This is a genomic window from candidate division WOR-3 bacterium, assembly GCA_039801365.1.
GTDB lineage: Bacteria > Hydrothermota > Tepidihabitantia > Tepidihabitantales > Tepidihabitantaceae > JBDRUN01.
Map to the genome: position 1 here is coordinate 40306 of JBDRUN010000001.1, position 19703 is coordinate 60008.

Annotated in this window: 15 protein-coding genes and 1 tRNA gene; 9 read left to right on the forward strand and 7 right to left on the reverse strand. The window is 59.1% G+C overall.

Annotated features, from left to right (window positions below):
* Positions 1-33 precede the first annotated feature (33 nt).
* Both ABIL25_00160 and speY read left to right on the forward strand, forming a co-directional pair.
* Positions 34-1164 (forward strand): type III PLP-dependent enzyme, encoded by a 1131-nt coding sequence (locus ABIL25_00160; GenBank protein MEO0080694.1) that lies wholly within the window; start codon positions 34-36, stop codon positions 1162-1164.
* Positions 1165-1174: 10 nt separating this feature from the next.
* The gene (speY, locus tag ABIL25_00165) at positions 1175-2341 is read left to right on the forward strand and encodes a deoxyhypusine synthase (GenBank protein ID MEO0080695.1); all 1167 of its coding nucleotides are present in this window, start codon (positions 1175-1177) and stop codon (positions 2339-2341) included.
* Positions 2342-2564: 223 nt separating this feature from the next.
* Here speY and ABIL25_00170 read toward each other — a convergent pair whose 3' ends face one another.
* A complete protein-coding gene (locus ABIL25_00170) occupies positions 2565-4352 on the reverse strand; it encodes an ABC transporter ATP-binding protein (protein ID MEO0080696.1) in 1788 nt (595 codons plus the stop codon).
* Positions 4353-4386: 34 nt separating this feature from the next.
* Entirely contained in the window at positions 4387-6186 is a 1800-nt protein-coding gene (locus ABIL25_00175) for an ABC transporter ATP-binding protein (protein MEO0080697.1), read from the reverse strand.
* 115 nt (positions 6187-6301) lie between these two features.
* On the opposite strand from ABIL25_00175, the gene ABIL25_00180 reads away from it, so the two are divergent.
* From ABIL25_00180 to ABIL25_00210, 7 genes are all read left to right on the forward strand, one after another.
* Complete coding sequence (locus tag ABIL25_00180; protein ID MEO0080698.1) at positions 6302-7276, forward strand: DNA-formamidopyrimidine glycosylase family protein; 975 nt, start codon at positions 6302-6304, stop codon at positions 7274-7276.
* A gap of 107 nt (positions 7277-7383) precedes the next feature.
* The gene (locus tag ABIL25_00185) at positions 7384-8622 is read left to right on the forward strand and encodes a hypothetical protein (protein MEO0080699.1); all 1239 of its coding nucleotides are present in this window, start codon (positions 7384-7386) and stop codon (positions 8620-8622) included.
* A 47-nt stretch (positions 8623-8669) separates the two neighbouring features.
* Positions 8670-9152, forward strand: coding sequence for a thioredoxin domain-containing protein (locus tag ABIL25_00190; protein MEO0080700.1), 483 nt, complete (start codon positions 8670-8672; stop codon positions 9150-9152).
* Positions 9153-11561, forward strand: coding sequence for an exo-alpha-sialidase (locus tag ABIL25_00195; GenBank protein MEO0080701.1), 2409 nt, complete (start codon positions 9153-9155; stop codon positions 11559-11561).
* Positions 11562-11610: 49 nt separating this feature from the next.
* Positions 11611-13947 (forward strand): FlgD immunoglobulin-like domain containing protein, encoded by a 2337-nt coding sequence (locus ABIL25_00200; GenBank protein ID MEO0080702.1) that lies wholly within the window; start codon positions 11611-11613, stop codon positions 13945-13947.
* A gap of 588 nt (positions 13948-14535) precedes the next feature.
* Positions 14536-15090 carry a hypothetical protein gene (locus tag ABIL25_00205; protein MEO0080703.1) on the forward strand — a complete coding sequence of 185 codons (555 nt, stop codon included), beginning with the start codon at positions 14536-14538 and terminating at the stop codon, positions 15088-15090.
* Positions 15091-15108: 18 nt separating this feature from the next.
* The gene (locus ABIL25_00210; GenBank protein ID MEO0080704.1) at positions 15109-15708 is read left to right on the forward strand and encodes a hypothetical protein; all 600 of its coding nucleotides are present in this window, start codon (positions 15109-15111) and stop codon (positions 15706-15708) included.
* 82 nt (positions 15709-15790) lie between these two features.
* On the opposite strand, the gene nth is transcribed toward ABIL25_00210, so the two are convergent.
* The 5 genes from nth to ABIL25_00235 all read right to left on the reverse strand — a co-directional run bounded on the left by nth (position 15791) and on the right by ABIL25_00235 (position 19675).
* Positions 15791-16474 (reverse strand): endonuclease III, encoded by a 684-nt coding sequence (gene nth / locus ABIL25_00215; protein ID MEO0080705.1) that lies wholly within the window; start codon positions 16472-16474, stop codon positions 15791-15793.
* Positions 16475-16511: 37 nt separating this feature from the next.
* Entirely contained in the window at positions 16512-16889 is a 378-nt protein-coding gene (locus ABIL25_00220; GenBank protein MEO0080706.1) for a hypothetical protein, read from the reverse strand.
* 87 nt (positions 16890-16976) lie between these two features.
* Positions 16977-17789 carry a hypothetical protein gene (locus tag ABIL25_00225; GenBank protein ID MEO0080707.1) on the reverse strand — a complete coding sequence of 271 codons (813 nt, stop codon included), beginning with the start codon at positions 17787-17789 and terminating at the stop codon, positions 16977-16979.
* Positions 17790-17835: 46 nt separating this feature from the next.
* A tRNA-Gly gene (locus ABIL25_00230) sits at positions 17836-17906 on the reverse strand.
* 344 nt (positions 17907-18250) lie between these two features.
* Positions 18251-19675: a sialidase family protein gene (locus tag ABIL25_00235; protein MEO0080708.1), complete on the reverse strand. Its 1425-nt coding sequence runs from the start codon at positions 19673-19675 to the stop codon at positions 18251-18253.
* Positions 19676-19703 lie beyond the last annotated feature (28 nt).

The window sequence follows — 19703 nt, forward strand, 5'->3', positions numbered from 1 at the left end:
ATTGAATTGGCGCACACACCCAGGAGCATTGCATTGGCAACTAGCGCCTATCTGACAAGACTAAAAAAATCTCTTCCCCGTCTGGCCCGAAAGTACGGCACCCCGCTCTTCGTCATCTCCAAAACCCTACTATTGGAACAAGTCGCCAGATTCCGCAAACTCCTCCCGCGCGTCAAACCGTACTACGCAGTAAAGGCCAACTCCCACCCGGCGGTACTGAAGCTACTAGCTCAGGCTGGTGTCGGCTTCGACGTCGCCTCGGTACCGGAACTAGAATGGGTACTAGCTGCGGGCGCAAATCCCAAACACATCATCTTCGCCAATACCAACAAACGGCCTCAGGACATCGCCCTTGCCGCCAGCCGCAAAGTAGCACTCACAACCTTCGACTCTGAGTACGAACTCGACAAAATTGCGGCGAATGCACCCGGCGCCCAGGTGCTCGTGCGCACCAAAGTGCCCAACGTTGGCTCGGTGGTCGAACTCTCGCTCAAATTCGGTGCTGAGCCGGCGGACGTAATGCCCCTGCTGATCAAAGCCAAGCGGCTTGGGCTCAACCCCCGGGGAGTAAGCTTTCACGTTGGCTCCCAGTGCACCCACGGCGACAACTACCTAGAAGCGTTCGAGCTGGTGAAAATTATACTTGCCGATGCCCGGCTCAAACAACTACCCTTAGACATAGTGGACATCGGTGGCGGATTCCCAATCCGCCACTTCGCATCAGACGAAGACTGGCTTGCGTCCATGGCACCGGCGATGAACATGGAAATGAACCGGCTGTTCGATCCGAGCATTTCGATCATCGCCGAGCCGGGTCGGGCGCTTGTCGGCCCAGCCTGTTTGCTTGTAATGTCGGTCATCGGCAAGTCAATCCGCGGCAACAAACACTGGTACTATCTAGACGACGGCGTGTACGGGTGTCTGTCCGGCATTGTCTATGACCACTGCAAGTACGAATACCACGTTTTCAAAAAGGGACCTACCCAGCTTACCACGCTGGCTGGCCCGACCTGCGATTCGATTGACATTATCTCAACCAATGAGGAACTGCCCGAGCTGAGTGTCGGCGACCTGGTCTATGCCGTAAACGCCGGCGCCTACACCCTGGCTAGTGCCACCAACTTCAACGGCATTCCGCCGGCGAGGGCAATCCTGGTCCCGTAAGGAGGTTATCGTGAAACGAACCGGAAGAATCCGAAAAGACCTCTCTGAGGTTCCGGACTGGCTGCGCAAGCGGCGCTGCCCGCACAAAGCCCGCTACCTCTCCGGCAAGCGTATTCTGCCTAAGGGTATCACTGGCCGGGAAAGGCTCGATTCTCTGATTGACGATAAGTTCCTTGCCTACAATGCTGCCCGACTGCGCGAAGGCTGCCGGCTCTACGCCGAGAAAATGCTTGAACCCGACGTAGTCGTCGGAATGAGTCTAGCTGGTGCGCTGACCCCGGCCGGTCTGGGCTGTTCCTGTCTGGTGCCGCTCATCAAGGCCGGCTTTATCGACTGGATTGTCTCAACCGGGGCCAACATGTACCACGACCTACATTTTGCCTTCAATCTGCCACTCCACGTCGGCTCGCATCTTGTGGACGATGCCGACCTCCGCCGCAATGACGTGGTACGTATCTACGACGTGCTTTTGGCCTACACCGACTGCCTGTGCAGGACCGATGACATCCTGCGCAACATTCTGGTTCAGCGCGAGTTCCAGAAAGAGATGGGCACGGCCGAGTTCTACCACTTACTTGGTCGCCACGCTGCGGAATGGGAACGCAAGAACGGCCACCAGGACGTATCGGTCCTAGCCGCAGCTTACCGGTGCGGTGTGCCGATTTACACCAGCTCGCCCGGTGACTCAACCATCGGCATGAACATCGCCGGTCTTGAGCTCAAAGGGCTCAAGCTCCGCATCAACCCTTCAATTGACGTAAACGAAACCACCTCCTATGTTCTGCATGCCAAACGCTCAGGCGGCAAGTCCGCGGTTGTTCTCATCGGCGGCGGCTCACCCAAGAACTTCATGCTCCAGACCGAGCCCCAGATTCAGGAAGTGCTGATGATCAAAGAGTACGGCCAGGACTATTTCTTTCAGATAACCGACGCCCGTCCCGACACCGGCGGCCTGTCCGGTGCCACCCCGCACGAAGCGGTCTCCTGGGGCAAAGTTGACCCGAACCGGCTGCCCGATGCGGTCGTCTGCTATGCTGACGCAACAATGGCGCTACCGCTTCTGACCCATTACGTCCTTGCGCGGCACCGCCGGCGTCCGCACCGGCGCCTGTATGACCGACGGGCCGAACTGATGGACAAGCTCCGGCTGGAATTCTTCGCCCATTCCAGGTTCTAGAAAATCCTGAGCAACTCCCTAGGCCTAGGCAGAGCTTCGGAACGACGGCGTCATACTATCGTAGTCCAGATTCCCAAGCTGTCTACCGTCATGCCCCTGCCAAGTCCCGTTCCCCCTTTCTCCCTCAAGGGCAAGGCTGCGGCTAGGCAGTTTTTCGCCCGTAGCCTTCGCCTGACCGCGGCTTTCTGTCGCCTGCGGTGTCTTCTGTCAGACCTGTTCTCGGCTAGAGCTTTTCCAGCTCTTCCCTTATTAACTGCCGCTGGTACAACTTCCAGTAAAGCCCGGCCCGCGCCAATAGCTCCTCGTGTGTGCCTTGCTCTTTGACCTCGCCGGCGTCGAGTACATATATCCGGTCACAGGTTGCAAGTACACTCAGCCGGTGCGATACGACAATGAGCGTTGCTCCCCTAAACTCGTTCGTCAACCGGTCAACCAGCTTGCGCTCGGTTTCGGCGTCCAGTGCCGAAAAGGCATCGTCGAACACCAAGACCCGCGGCCGGCCAACAAGGGCCCGGGCAATCGCCACCCGCTCCTTCTGGCCACCGGAAAGCCGCGCGCCCCGCTCACCAAGCTTCTCGCTGAGACCGGCGGCAAGGTCCTTCATATCATCGCTCAGCTGCGCCAGGGAAATGACCCGGTTCAGCTCGGCATCATCTACCGGCCGACCGAATGCGATATTCTCGCGCAGCGTCTCTGAAAAAAGCGCTGGCTCTTGGGGCGCGTACCCGAAAAGCGCCCGGTACGCATCCAAATCCAGATTGCGGATGTCGGCGCCGCCAAGCGTCACCCGGCCTTGTTGCGGGTCAGCCAGACGGAACAGCAGCCGAAACAAGGTGCTCTTACCCGAACCAACCGTGCCGGCAATACCAATCCTGCCTCCAACTGGAAACTCCATAGTTACATTCTTCAACGCTGGCCTGACTGAAACCGCGCCGCCGGATTGGGTCGAGCCCTGGTACGAAAACGTGACTCCTTCTAGCCGCAGGTCTCCTTCTGGCATGGGCAAGTCCGCAGCCAGTCGGCCTCGTCGCCTCGCCACCTCAACCGGATGGTTTTCGAGCTCGCCAACCCGCTCTGCCCCGGCCTGGGCCCGCCGTCCCATGACAAACAGATTGCCGATGTCGAACATCGGCCCGACAAGCATCATAACGTAGCCATTGAATGCGACAAACTCACCAAGTGTCAAGTGGTGCCTTATGACCAGTAACCCGCCCAGCCACAGAACAACAAGGATTCCTAGTTCTGACACCGCCATGTAGAACACGCTGATTCTCGACTCGACTCGGGTCGTTCTCACCGATGCTGCGACCCGCTCATCCAACCCATTGCGAAACCGGCGTTGCAGCCGCTCCTCCATCGTGTAACTCTTCACCAACCTCACCCCGGTGAACGACGATTGAATCAAGTTGTTTGTCTTTGCAATCTTCTGACGCCATTCCATGTACCGGCTAAACACCAATGGCCCAAGTCTCATCCAGACAATAACCGCCACTGCGACCGGCACCACCGCAGCGAGTGTCAACAGCGGACTCATGCTGATCATGATGACCAGCGCAAACCCAACCATGAACATAGCCGAGACGGCGCGGAATATCCCAGAGCAAGCAAACCACGATAGCTCGCCCAAGTCGTGGTCCAGCCGCTCCATTACATCACCGGTCGGAAACCGGATGGCAAAAGAGTGGCCCTTATCCAGAATCCGGCGAAACACCCGGGTTCGCACGACCCACTGGTAACGTTCGTTCACCCGGCCCCGGGCCCAGGGCAAAACCGACTCGGCAACCGAACGCATCAGACCAAGCCCTGCCAGCAGCAAGACGTAGCGCACAAGCTCCGGTAACGTCGCCGGCCGTCTGATGCCATCAATAATGAATCTTAGGACATAGGGAAATGCAAGGCTGATTGCGGTTGCCAGCGCTGTCCCGGCGACAAGCAACACCGCAAGGGCTTTATGCTCCTTCCAGAAGTCAAGTACCAGCCTAAGACCTGGGCGTTTTGCGCCGGGAATCATGAGTTCCACCCCTCGGTCGCGCGCTGGTTCCTTGTCATCCGGCAGCCCTTGCTACTGGCTCACCGACCAGGTACTGTAGTTTGTAGAAACGGGCATAAAGCCCTTCTTTTGCCAGTAGCTCTTCGTGCGAGCCCTGCTCGGCAATCCGGCCCTTATGTACTACAACGATCCGGTCCACTAGCCGTATTGTTGCCAATCGGTGAGCAACGATAATCGCCGTCCGGCCAGTCAGTAGTTCCGCAAGCGCCTGTTGAATCAGGTGCTCGGTATGCGGGTCAACCGATGAGGTTGCTTCGTCAAGAACCAGAAGCTGCGGATCGAATACCAGCGCCCGGGCAAGTGCCAGTAGTTGCCGTTCACCGAGCGAAAGATTGATGCCGCGCTCAATCAGGTTCGTCTCATACCCCTGGGGAAAGCGCTGGATTGCATCGTGGATGCGCGTCCGTTTCGCCGCCTCGATAACCTGCTCGGCCGGGATGCTCTCATCCATCATCCTCAGATTATCGAGCACCGAACCGGGAAACATGATTACTTCCTGGGGCACAAGCCCGACTGCCCGACGCAGGCGATGACGATCAATCCGGCCCAGGTCCTGCCCATCTATGAGAATCCGGCCCTGCTGGGCAGTGTAGAACTTTAGCAGCAGACCGACAATCGAACTCTTGCCGCCGCCGGTTTCGCCGACCAGCGCCACCTTTTCTCCCCGCCGGATTACAAGCTCAATATCCTTCAAAACGTAGTTCCTCCCGTCATAGGCCAGGCCGACCTTCTCGAAAGCGATCCGGTCCCGGATCATCAGCGTCTCCCCTGGCTCTCGCTCCGGCTCTGATGGCGTGTCGAGCAGGCCGAACACCCGTTCGGCTGAGGCAAGCGACCGTTGCATCACGTTGATTTGGTCTGATATCGTTCGCAGCGGCCCGAACAGTCGGGTGATATAGGCGACAAACATGAACAGTGTGCCGACTGTCAGCGTGCCCCTGAGTGCCCACGCACCGCCAAGCCCGAGCACTAGCACAAGTCCAATAATTTCGCCAAAGTCAACAAGAAACCACACAATGTACCAGAGCGTGAACGCCTTCATTTCATCCCGGTATTTCAGTCGGCACAGGTTGTCCATCTTCTCGCCCAGCCGGGCCTGCTGACCGAACACCTGCACCACCGGTAGGCTCGCCAAAGCTTCGGCAATCAGGCCGTTGATGTCTGCAACCGTGCGTCGCACACTAAGGTAGATCGGCCGCACCTTGCGCTGAAACAGCCAGAACGCTACGATAAATGGTGGCAGTAGCAGCGCAACCAGGACGTACAGTCGCCAGCTCGCCAACGCCATAACAAGACTCATGCCCACCAGCGCCAGCACGCTCTGCACCAGCACGACCGATGTACGGGTGAAAAGCATCTTTATTGCCTCGGTGTCGCTTTCCACCCTGGAAATGAGACGACCGACCGGGTTCTTATCGAAGAACTGCATCGGCAGGCTCAACAAGTGGCTGAACAGACGATGCTTCAGGTCGGCCGCACCCTGCTCGCCGACCATTGTCAGCCACACCATCTGAAAATAGCTGGCAAAGAAAATCGCAACTTGAAGTCCAAGATACGTTAGCGACGTTACCGCAAGGCCAGCGATGTCGCCGCCGCCAATGTTTACATCAATTGCCCGTTTTAGGAGCACCGGCCCAAGGAGACCCAGCCCGGTGGCGGTAAGCAGTAACCCGGCCGAAGCCGCAGTCCGGCCCAGATAAGGCCGGAAGAACGGCCACAACCTCCTGATGTAGGTCGAGGCCCGGCCCTGATACCCTGAATCCTCTTCCTCGACACCGCTGAAATGGTGAAACACCGGCCTGCATCGTATCCTTGCGCCCTAGGTGTGTCAACAGGCGCGCAACGCAGACCAAAAACACCCGCACCCGTATTACAGCTTGATTCTCAGAACCATTACTCTATCCTGAAGTGTGCCTGAGCTACCAGAACTTGAAGCAATCAGCGCACGGCTTCGCCTGGCCCTGACCGGCCGGCGAATACAAAGTCTGACACTCAACAAACCTTCGTGCCTCAAAACAACTGAGCCGAAACTGGTGGCGCTTGCCGATAACCGTATCATTACCATCATCAGACTAGGCCGGTTCCTCTGCCTGGGAACCGACCAGAAACTGTACCTGTGCATCCACCTGATGCAGGACGGCGGTCTGTGTCTCTGCCCTGCTCACCACCCCATGACCACAAGCAATCTTCTCTGTCTCCACTTTGACAACGCCGAAGACCTGCGTGTCACTGAAGGCGGTACCAGACACCGGGTTCAGGTGCATCTTGTCACCGACCCGAACAAGGTCGCCTGGATTGCCGAGCTTGGTCTTGACCCGCTTGGTCCCGATTTCACTCTCAACCGTTTCCGCCAGGCCCTGGCCCGGCGTAACCGAACGATCAAGAGGTTTCTCACCGACCAGCGAACTGTTGCCGGCATTGGTGGCTGCTACTCAGATGAAATACTCCACGAAGCCCGGCTTTCACCTTTTCAACCGACCGTCAGCCTGAAGCCAGAAGAGACAATTCGCCTCTACGCCGCGGTGAAGAGGGTGCTCCACGACGCTATCGTGTATCTAAAGGCCCTGGACCACCTGCCCGACCGTCGCGACCGGACATTCCTCCAAGTCCACGGTCGTGCCGGGCAGCAGTGTTCCAGATGTGGCTCGGCGATACAGCGCGTCAGCGATGAGAAGTCAATCACATACTACTGCCCTGGCTGCCAGACTGGCGGTAACATCCTCGCTAACCGCTCCCCCTCCTCTTCCCTCCCACCTCAAGAGTTGGCAAGCTGGTCTAATGCCGCCTGCTTGCCCGCTGACCGCTCCCTCTCATCTTCCCTCCCCCTTGAAGGGGGAGGGAATAAAAGGGAGGGGGATCGCCCGCTTTCCGGGCCCCTGAAGTGACCGCACGTTCCGCTCCCTTTCCTCTTCCCTCCCAGTTCAAGAATTGGCAAGTCGGGCTAATGCCGCGTGCTTGCGCGCTAACCGCCCCCCTTCCTCTTCCCTCCCCCTTGAAGGGGGAGGGAATAAAAGGGAGGGGCCGCGAACTGGAATCTGGCATCTACAACCGTCTTGTTGTCGTCTCTTCTGAGATTGGTCGCGGCCACCCTTCTTACCTCGACTCGGTCATGCTTGCCCTGTCCCGACTTACTAGCGGTCAGTCTGACCAGACTGCGAAGCGGTTGACGGTTGCGGGCCTGTCTTCGGGTGTCTCGAGTCTGGCTTGGAAAGCCGTGCGCGCCGCCTACTACTTCGGCGGCCTTGGCGGCCCGGCGACGTGGCTGTACAACCGGTTACGCTCTCCCGACACCAGGCCATCTCGGCTGCAACTGTCAATCCTCGGCTCAGGCCTGCGCCGCCGTTTCACCGGCTACGAAGGCATCGTCATGGTTGACCATCCGCTCCTTGCCCACATTCTCGCCGGCGTCTGCCGCGTTGCCTATGTCCACGGCGAAATCGCTGCGCCTTGTTTCTGTGCCGTACCTTCTGTCTGGCGCACCTTTGTACCGCTAGAGTCAACTGCCGCCCGGCTCGCCGCGTGGGGCATGAGGCGTGAGGCGCTAGGCGTCTGTGGCCTTTTCATCGAGCCCCAACTGGTCGAACAGGCCGAGCCAGCCTATGCTGCTCGCATCCAACGCCTTGACCCGTCTTCTGATACCCGTCTCACTGTTGGCTTCTTTACCTCTGGAGCACACCCTCGTCCGCATCTGCGGCACATCATTCTTGCCGCCGCTTCGGTTGCCAGAGTCGGGCATAATGCAATCGTATTCTGGGGCCTCGGCTGGCTGCGTGCGGCCAAAGCTCAACTGTTGCTTCAGCGGTTGGCACTGCCCGACGGTTCGGTACGGCCGGTCTGGGCACGTACCCGGCAGGATGAAACAACTCGCACCGCTGAGCTATTCCCACAACTGGACGTATTGGTAGCTGCGGCCCACGAACGTACCAACTGGGCTGTTGGCCTTGGTTTGCCGATGTTTGCGCTTCTCCCCCATATCGGCCCATTTGCCCGCGAGAACTTCGAGTTTGCACAGCAACAGGGCGTCTGCCTTCCACTTGTGTCCGCAGACGATGCCGCGGCCCTGGGTTCATCGCTTGGCGCGCTACGCCGGTATGGGCGGCTGGCCGAGATGGCCCGCGCCGGCTGGCGCCGATATCCCATCACCGGAGCCGAAAGAGCAGCCCGCAGCCTGCTGGAGTCTATCGCACTGGATCAGCCCGGTCTTAGTAAGGCAGAAAGCGTCGTTGACTGAGCAAAGCCGGCAGTGTAGTATGGCTGAAGTCTAACAAGGAGAGTGTAATGCGAGTACTGTCCGTCGTTGCCGCGCTCGCGCTGTTCGTCATGAGCTGCGGGCAGAAGAAGGAACAACCGCCAGCGGCTCGAACCGAGCCGGCGTCGGTCGTCGTACCGGAATCGGTCAAGCCGCAGGCCGAGCCGGCCGCAGTGCCTGAAACGCCTAAACCTGCGCCGGCCGCAGTCGCGCAGCCAGAAGAGCCGGCCCGGCATCTGCCCAAGCTCTGGGATTTCTGGGCCACCTGGTGCCCACCCTGCCGCGAGCAGAAGCCGATTGTCGAGGAGCTGGCCAAGGAGTACGCCGGCGTAGTCGAGGTCAAATCAATTGACGTTGACGAAAACAAGGACCTTGCCCAGAAGTTCAATGTTCAGGCAATCCCAACACTAGTCTTTCTTGACACCCATGGCAACGAACTCTCACGCCGGGTCGGACTGTTTCCCAAAGATTCAATTGTCGGGCGATTCCGCACCCACGGGTTCATCAAGTAGGTGAAACACCACCAACCGCTGTTCGCCGGCCGGACCTGGGCCTGGGGACGTTACCGCCTGGGGTTGATGATATGCGCCGGCTTTATGACGACGGTCGCCCACGGCCAGACCGGAAACGTCTTCATCGTCAACATTGACGGCCCGCGCTACACTGAAGGATTCGGCGCCGGTGCCACCAACATGCCGTATATCTGGGACAGTCTGCGGCCGCTTGGCACAACCTACTCGAACTTCTACAACACCGGCGTCACCTATACCAACTCGGCTCACTCCACGATTGTCTCAGGTGTCCGGCAGTTGCTTCAGAACAGTCTGAACTGCGGCTCTCAGATTCGCACCCGTGACCCGGGCATTGGCGAGTACTTCCGTCGACACACCGGCGCCCGGCTCGGCGACGCTGCGTACATTGATGGAAAACCCCTGATGTGGGGCTACCCGGCCAGCACCGCAGTCGGCTACGGACCGGCCTGGGCGCCAACGATTGTCTACACAACTGATGAAGATGACTGGGCCACCCTGGAATCAACCTTTGCCGTCATCAACCGCAATCACCCAAAGCTCTGCTACGTACTCTTCGGTGAAGTTGACCACGCCGGTCATACCGGCGACACCGCCAAGTACATCGGCTCAATCCGCAAGGCCGACCTGCTGACCTGGCTGCTCTGGCGTAAGCTCCAGTCCGATACCGTGTACCGCGACCGTACGACGTTCATCATCACCAACGACCACGGCCGGCACGACGACGCCCACGGCGGCTGGAAGAACCATGGCTGCTACTGTCGTGGCTGTCGCCACGTGATGTTTCTTGCAATCGGCCCAGAAATCAGGGCCGACACGGTAATAACCACCATCCGCGACCAGATTGACCTGGCACCAACAATCGGCTATCTGCTCGGCTTCCCAACACCGTTCGCCCAAGGCACGATAATAGACGAAATGCTAAAGCAGCCCAGCGCCAGAAACCGGTGCGAAACGTACGGCGCAGGAAGCACTACCGGCCCTGACCAGAATGAGATAAACCTCTCAACCTCTGTGGCCCACTCTCGCGCCGCGGACATCGCCCGTACCAGCCAGGCCTTGCACGTCGTTTACGCGGACCACAGCCGGGGGCAGTTCGAAACCTACTACACACGCTCGACTGATGCCGGGCTCACCTGGTCCACGCCCACAGTACTTTTCTCAGCCGAGTCCGGCACAAGCTACAGCGAACCAGTGATTGCTGCCGCCGGTGAAATCATTATCGTTGCCGCAACCGGCATCCGGTGGCTGCCAGCCGAAACTACCTTCACCTGGGTGCTGAGCAAGCGCCGCTCGACCGATGCCGGGCTTACCTGGGACAGTATCGCTGACCTAGGAATCCTTGAGACCGTAAGCTCGCGGCCGGGAATCGCGGTCTTCGGTAACCGGGTGAGTATCGCGGCCGGGTGCGACCGCCGGATGGTCAACTTTGTGAGCGAAGACACCGGCGCCACCTTTGGTCCGGCTGCCGAACTTACCGCGGACGCCAAGCACTATCCGCAACGACCCGCTTCAGTAATCATTGACAGTGCCTGTGCGGTCTGGGAAGACTGCTTTGCCGACCGCGTACGTCAGTACCACGACCTCTGGTTTGACCGCGAACCCTGGCGCACCGAAGACATCCGCATAACCAACAACGACGCTAACACCTACTCCTACCAGCCCGCAGTAACGCGGGACCTTGCCGGCACGCTCCACCTTGCCTACAGCCATCTACCTGACGCTGCGGCTGGCAACCGCTGGCAGGTATGTTACCGCCGAAGCACCGACCGGGGCCTGACCTGGACAGGGCCTGAATCCCTGAGCATCGGAAAGATTGGCCGTGCGCCAGCGATTCGCGCTGCCGGCGGCCGCTTGACCTGCGTCTGGCAGTCCTACGAACCACCGTACTGGAATATCAAAGGTTGTTTCTCCACTGACCAAGGCCGTACCTGGACTGCACCGGGGCCGATGTCATCTCCGCTTGCCTTGTCAGCCGAACCCAGGCTTGCTGTACGCGCCGACACCGCATACGTCGTCTGGGAAGACAACCGCGACGGCAACTGGGAAATCTACTTCTCAAGGCACATCTTCGCCGGGTCGGCAAAGCAGGAAGAAAATGCCCCACCGCCCACCGTCCGCAATCAACTCGAAGTCAATCCGAATCCGTGCCGCGGCTCTGCTGTCCTGCATATCTCGTACCGCACCGGACGCAATACGTCTCTTGCCATCTACGACGCCTCCGGTGCACTCGTCCGTTCGCTTCCGGCGCCATGCTTAGTGCCCAGCGCGTCGAGCATCGTCTGGAACGGCCTTGACGATGCTGGTCAGCCCCTGCCGGCCGGCGTTTACTCCTGTATTCTGAGCACGAACGAACACACTTGTGCAAGACAGCTAGTCCTGCTCAGATGACAGGTATCTGTACTATACTTTTCTCGGTTCTGAGATGAGAGGAGGCAGTATGAGAGCATCGTTACTGTGTGTCTTGGCCGCAGCTGCTTTCGGCCAGGTGACCGAGAACGTTTTCATCATCAACATTGACGGCCTGCGCTACACTGAAGGATTCGGCGCCGGCCGGACCAATATGCCGTTTGTCTGGGACAGCCTGCGACCCCGCGGTGCAATCTACACCGAACTCTACAACACCGGCATCACCGTGACCAATGCCGGCCACTCAACCATCACCGCCGGAGTCCGGCAGCTCCTACAGAATAACGCTGACACACTCCTCTCGCCGGTCCGGCCACGTGAACCAAGCGTGGCCGAGTACTACCGCCGGTACAAAGGCGCGCCCGCGACCGCCGCTGTCTTCGTTAGCGGCAATCCGGCCTGGCGCTACCCGGTCAGCACCTACCCGGGTTTCGGCGACACCTGGGCGCCAACCATCCGGCAGACCAAAGAAGACGACCTTGAAACCTGGGACTCAGTGCAGGCGGTCATCAGCCGGTATCACCCGAAGCTATGCTACGTACTCTTCGGAGAAGTTGACCTTGCCGGCCATACCGGCGACACCGCCTACTATATCGGTGCTATCCGCCAGGCCGACTCGCTTACCTGGCAGCTCTGGACCCGGCTCCAGGCCGACACCCTCTATCGCAACCGCACGACGCTCATCCTCACCACCGACCACGGCCGGCACGACGACACCCACGGTGGCTGGAAAAACCACGGCTGCTCCTGTCGCGGATGCCGACATCTCATCTTCCTTGCGGTCGGCCCGGAAATCATTGCCGACACAATGATAACCGTAATCCACGACCAGATTGACATCGCGCCAACCATCGGCTGTCTGCTCGGATTCCCCACGCCCCTGGCCCAGGGCTCGGCAATGACCGAGATGTTCATGAAACATCCTCCCGCCGTGCCGCAGCCGCAGCACTGGCCAGCCGACGCCGACGTGAACGTCTCAAGGTCACCGGGTCTGTCCCGCTCAGCCGACATCATCCGCACTGCTGCCGGCCTGCATGTCGTCTTCTCCGACCGCACTGGCGGACAGTACCAGGTCTACTACTGCCGCAGCACCGACGGCGGCTCAACCTGGTCCGTGCCAAAGGTAATCATGCCGGCTGCGTCACCATCCGGCTGTCTTGAACCGGTCATTGCCGCAGTCAGCGATACGCTCATCGTCGGCTGTGCCTGCCTCCGCTGGGTTCCAACCGAGACAACATTTGTCTGGACGCTATCAACCTGCCGCTCGACCGATGCCGGTGTAACCTGGGACACACCCTTAGACATTGACACCCTGACAACCGTAAGCTGCAAGCCGGCAATCACATCAATCGGCCGGCGAGTCTTCATTATTGCTAACCTCGACAATCAACTGAAAAGCTACCTGAGCCGCGATGCGGGCGCGACGTTCGACTCGGGCGCAGCCGTGGCAGTCGAAGGTAAGTACCACCCCCAGTGGCCTTCGGCCACGACCCTTGACACATCCTGCTATGCAGTCTGGCAGGCCTGCAACCCTGACCTCGCTCACCCTTACCACGACATCTGGTTCGACTGCGAGCCGTGGCACGAAGAAGACGTGATGCTGACCCATAACGACACCCTCAGCTTCTCCTACCAACCATGCATGACCCGCGACGTGTACGGCGTTCTCCACGTCGCCTACTGCCACCTACCCGACGCTTCAGCTGGCAACCGCTGGCAGATAAACTACATTCGCAGCCTGGACCGTGGCCTTACCTGGAGCATGCCAATCAAGCTCAACACCGTAAAGGTTGGCTATACACCTGCAGTCCGCGCCTCGATTGACGGCCGGGTATCGTGCGTTTGGTCGGTGTTCAGTGACCCGCTCCGCCGCATCAACGGTGCCCGCTCAACCGACATTGGCCGAACCTGGTCTGCACCTGAGCCGATTTCGGCCCTGAGCGAGTTTGCGGTCGAGCCGAAACTGGCGGTCCGCAGTGACACCGCGTTTGTCGTCTGGGAAGACAACCGCGACGGTAACTGGGAAATCTACTTCGCCAAAAAGGTCCTTACCGGGGCCGGCCTGGCCGAGGAAAGCCCAACCCCTCACGCCGTACGCCCTGTGTTGACTGTCGAGCCAAGCCTTTTCCGCGGCTTTACGGTCCTGCGTGTCGCGGCAGGCACCGCGCACAGTGCGTCACTTGCCATCTACGACGCCTCCGGCGCACTCGTCCGTTCGCTCCCAGTACCAAGATTGGCACCCGGTACGTCAAACATCGTTTGGAATGGCCGCGACATCGCTGACCACCCCCTGCCGGCCGGAATCTACTTTGTGCGGCTTGAACTGCCCGGAGCCGAACTCACCCGCAGCCTGGTGAAACTGGACTAGCCGCCCGTCGCCTCTATCTTCAACCTATTCGCCCTTCACCCGCACGCGTGGTCTGGTCACTCCCGACCGTTGACGCTAATCACCAGGTTGGGGTTACACACTAATTTGCGTTTCTTGGCACTGACGCAGCTTAGTCTTCTCCCAGGGCGCTAGCTTCCAGACCTTGGGCACGGAGACGCACAAAAGCTTCGGCACCAGCATGACCAATGACTCGGGCACAAGCACGAGTAAGCCGACCCAGAACCCGTGCAGCCGACACTTCCAGGCAAAGCCCAATAACGCGCTTCTGTAGCCGCCTGGGTACGTACAAGAGAACTGACCCGGCAAGCTACTACGGTGCAGGGGCTTCAGTCCCACCCGCGCAGAGGCCTGCGGGCAGACTCAAGCTAAGACCCCGGGCTTGGCCGCCTACCCGGCGACCCCTACCCTTGAATTGTCGGCCTTGAGTTTCGCCCCAACTTGCGGATAACACTGGCGTTGTGCACCATGGACAGGAATTGGCATCACCGACCGTCGTGCCTAGCCGATTGTCTGGCCACGGCACCAATACCCGGCTTGACTTTCCGGCCCAACCAGAGAACATATTTCATGAAGAAAAACACCCGCGAGACCCTGCTGACGATTCTGTATATCCTGCTTGGCATCGGCGCTGCCGTTCTGGCCGGATACTGGGTCATCGGCCGGCCGTTCTTTCGCCACGGCAGCATCCTTGTACGGTTTCTGGTCGTCGGGTTCTCCGGCTCGCTGGTCTATGCCGCAGCCCGACTCCGGGGCCTGGGCTATTGCATCATGATGATCGTGCTCATGTTCCTTGGCCAGGTTGCACTTGATCCGCCCCTTCGTGCAGAGTCAGCAATCATCGCCGCGCTCTGGGCTCTGCCGGTCGGGATTGCGTTCACGGCTTCCGGCTTCACATTCAAGTCTCTGGAACGTATCCCAATTGGCAAATTCATCATCATGGCCCTGTTTGTCGGTCTGGGATACGGCATCGGCATGGTCGCCTTCTTGATAAGGGCACACGCGGCACTACACCTCGCTCCAGTCTTGCGGCAGACGGTTGCCGGACTCAAGGTCGGTGCGCTCATGGGGTTGGGCATGGAAATCGTTGACCTGGTCGGCAAGGCGCTCAAGGGCCAGGACTAGCCGCAGAATACGACCGTAGTGGCAACGCTATCAGCCGTCCTTGACTGGCATTTTGCCCGCTATCCCCTGCTCCAGGCATCGGATATCTACAAACTTGTTCATCAGGGCGTATTCGGACCCGGACATCTCCTAATGGACACAGACGGTCAATCGCTTGTTCACGGCCGGGCGTCAGAGTCGGCTCAGGCCCGAATGCATGCCGATGTACGTCGAGGACTTGAAGAAGAGCTTGTACGGCTGTCATCGCGAGGCTCTGCTTCCGAAGAAACCGAGCCACTTGACCCGGACGGAAGGCTCATCCGCGTCAATCTTGCCTGGTTGCGCAGAGACACCGACGCTATCTTGCGCCTGACCCATGCCGTCGTGCAGACATGCCTGATAGTCAAGCCTGACCTGCAAATGACGAACCGACGTCTGTCTGAAGCGGTCGCCTGGTGTGGAAGAAACATACCTGACCAGGTAGTCTGGCTTGAAGAAATGGCCGAAGCCGGAGCCAAAGAGAACTACCCGCCCGTTCATCACTCAAGGGTGTATGCGACTGCATACCACCCAGCCTACCGCGTTGTCAGACAGGACTTCTGGACACCGCGCCGCCGAGGCAGCCCCGCAGGCCCCTGATTCCTGCGCAAGTCGCACGCAGGACTAGTCTTCACCATCACCATTTTCCTTCCCCGTCGAAGGAGAGGGAACTGGAGCTGGCCTAACTGTCGTCGGCAACCCCGATTCGGCAGCACCAGCGCTTGACCGGGCAGACCGAGCATCGGGGATGCTGAGGCCGGCAGATTGTCTGGCCCAAAGCAACGAGAAGGCAATTCCACTCAATCCAGTGCCGCCTGGGCAACACTACCTCAAGCTGCCTTTCGGTCTGTTCCGGCGTTCTCGTGCGCACCAGGCCGAGCCGGTTCGATATGCGGTGTACATGAGCATCTACCGCTATTGCCGGAACCCCGAAACCTCTTGACAGTACGATGTTTGCAACCTTGCGGCCGACCCCGGGCAACTGCAGGAGCTCATCCATAGTGCGCGGCACCTCGCCTTGCCCGCATCGGACCAGCAGCCGACCAATCGCACAAAGCTGCCGTGCTTTCACCCGGTAGAATCCTACCGGGTAGATAAGCTTCTCGATTTGGACTGGCCGAAGTTTGCTCAGTTCTTCGGGTCCTGGAGCCGCGCGAAGCAGCCGGGCACTAGCCGCTGATGTAACCGGGTCCTGAGTCCGGGTCGAGAGCACCGCGGAAATTAGTATTCGGAACGGGCCTTGGCTTGGCATCTTCTTCACCGGCGCATCAGCCTGTCGGTAAGCGCGGCGGAGCGCACCAACCAGCGAGCCCATGGCTGACCGCCAGCGGCTTGCAGCCACCGGTGAGCGTACCGATTTCAGCAATCCCGAACTCAGTGTCAACCGGGTTTGATTTCGGTGGTCAGATCCCGAGTACTGTCAGAAGCCCAAGGAACCCCATCGTCATGATTGCGACGACCGCCACAACAAGTAGCCACGGATGAAGTCGCATGACCGGCGGCAATTCACCTGGTGTTTTGGGCTGACCAAAGGTCACCAGGCTGGCGGCAAGCGCCAGGATTACGGTAGTAATGGCCAGCGGCACATGGAAGCTCAGCGCTGGCATCTTGCTCTGCACACGCAGTACCAGCGCCACGATAAACCCGAGCACCATATTGGCAACGCATAGAAGAAAGAACACGGTACTGCGAACCCGTTGCCGGCGTAATGGGAAGTCCCAGTCGGTAAGTCGGCGGACGCTAGTCTGGGCCGTGATGATGCCGTAAATCATCGTCGCCACGGCCAAAATCGGGTGAAGAAACCCGTACCAGGGCATCTCAGGAGAACGACCAATGACAAAGGTCTGCTTGGCGCGGCAAGGTCTCGCCTAGTCCACGAGGAAACCGACCCGGCATTTGGCAAGAAGCTCAAGATTAGCCTTTGAGCCGTGAATTTTTGCCGCGTCATGGGCCGAAACTACAAAGTCGCAGGCATTTGTGCCGGTAACACCTATTGCCCTCACGGCCAGCGGATTCGCGCCGATACGTTCGCTGGCCAGTGCCTCGGTCCGGCTCTGGTAGTAGGCTACCATGCCGCTTACGGCAAGCTCTTTTTCCTCAACAAACCCCGGGCCATACACCTCCAAGTCCTTCTCATTCACGACGCGCGGGAATAGCGCCGGCTTGTAACCGAGCCCTCGGCCATCAATGAGAATACCGGTGTACCCGGGATCTGTTCCAGTTTCATACGGGACCAGCTCGACGCCCTCAGGAACATCCACCCCCTCTGGCCACTCCTGACCGCAGCATGGACAGGCGACCCGGCCCAAGAGTCGGCCTCCGCCTGTCTTTGGCAAGATCTGGACCATGATGCTGCCAGTCAGCGGAACTCTGTAGTCGGTTGAGACCGAGCCATCTGAGCCAAATCTAGTTTCGCCCTGAATGACTGGAAGCGTCATGCGCTCAAGCCGCAATGCCTCACGGGGATGACTGGTCAGGAATTCTCTGACCGTGATGTCCCGGTCATAACTTGCCCGACCAAGCACCTCGAGCACTCGTGCGGTCAGATTTCCATGAGCAAACGACCCCAAGTTCTGCCGTTCGAGCATCGTCACGTAAACAGCCTGACGACTGAAGTCCAGCGTGTCGGCAGAAACAAGAGTGATCCCGACTACTAACATCAAAATCACAGTAGACTTCATTCCAACCTCCGCTATGTCCTCAATGCTGAGGACTATACCCGACATAAGCGGCCAACGGGATTCGAACCCGTGTAGCTGGCTTGGGAAGCCAGAGCTCTACCCCTGAGCTATGGCCGCACACCAATTGTAGTCCTCAACGACCTCAGCTTAGGAGTCTACGTGCTTTCCAAGTACCCGCATGGGCTTGGGAAGCCAGAGCTCTACCCCTGAGCTACTACATGCTAAGACCCCGGCTCCAACTGTCAAGCAGTTCTCGACCATCGCTCCAGCGGCCAGAAAGCCTTTCCGCCTGCTCCAAGCCTGACCACTCCCTTTCCGACCAGCCTGCTCCGACAGGTTGCCACTCCGGCTTTCGAGCATGAGCAAGTTGTCCAGAAGCTCGAGTTTGCGACGGTTCCGGACAGGGAATCCGAAGTTCTAACCCCTGGAAGCTGCGCTGCTCCAGCCAACAGCTTACGACGCTATTCCAGTTTGACTACCCGGCAAGCCGGAGAAGTCGAATCCACAGGACAGACCAGATATACTCCGGCCCCAAGCCCCTTCCCAATCTGGTCTCCGCGCTGTACCGCCACCCTGTTGCCGGCCGGGTCGAAAACCGACACCAGTCCCTGCTCACGGCCCGGCAAAACCCCGTGCGTACGGAATACGCTTGGCACCACCAGCGGCTTCGGGGTCGCTGGCGACAGGTGCGCAATGTCGAACATTCCGACGTTGCCGCTGGTATTGCGCCGATGATATATCTCCTGGTTATAGATATGGCCACCCAGTGGATAGCCGTCGTGAACCACGTGCACAGTATTGCGCGAAGTGATGACATGATAGTGATGGGTATGGATGGCCGATTCGCAGGAAACGACGAAGTCCGGTTCCCAAGTCAGCCCCCGGTCAGTAGAACGGGTATAGTGGGTCACATACATTATCATGTCCATTCTGACGGCATGCAGGTACTGACCCGAAGCCCACAGATTCACGCTCCACGTGTGCGCCTGGTCGTTTGATATCTGCCGCTCCGGGGCCCAAGTTGCGCCGTTGTTCGTCGAACGAAAGTAGTAGAACTGGGAGAAGTTATCCCGGCCATCAACGTAGGCCAGATGGACATTCTGTCCTTCGGCCGCAATACAGGGTGAGTCAGCTTTGTCTGGTGTCGGAAACTCGTATTCCGGAAGCCAGTCCTTGCCGCCGTTGGTTGAACGCCGGTATGTCACCCGCTCTTGCCAATAGTTCTCCCAGGCAACGTGTACAAACCGGCCCGATACGGCAATCGTCGGACACCAGTCGCCTGTGTTGATACCGATGGCCAACTCCTGGCCCCAAGTCCGGCCACCGTCTAATGACCGCCGGTAGAACACGTTGTCATCCCCGGCTAGACCGGCTCGATCGTCGTGAAACACCAGATGCAACGTGCAGCCGCTCGCAACCATAACAGGAAAGTAGGCGCCCAGCTCACCGGTAGTGGCAAAGGTAAGCCGTGTCTGCTCTCCCCAGGTTGTTCCCCCGTCGGTTGAGCGCATGTAGTAAATGTCCGACTCCCGCAGCCGACCCGACATGTTACGCTCGTCGGTCCAGACAAGATGCAGTGTGTCACCAATCGCCAGCAGCGAAGGATAGCCCTGCCAAAAAGGGTCGTTCACAATACACCGCTCCGGCTCCCAAGTCGTGCCGTTATCAAACGAACGGATGTAATACAAGTCGCCATTGCCGGTCTTGTAGTCCCACCACACCAGATGCAGAGTATCTCCGACCGCGGCAATCGGGAACTGCGTGCTGTTCGAGAGATACCCGGTGCTGTCGTGAAATGTCAGCCTGCGGGCCGGTTCCCACTGACCGACGGCCGGCGTAGTCAAAAGAACAACGACGAACACGGGACACAAAGCAGTCAACTTCATCTTACCTCCCGCGATTGCAGCGCGGCCG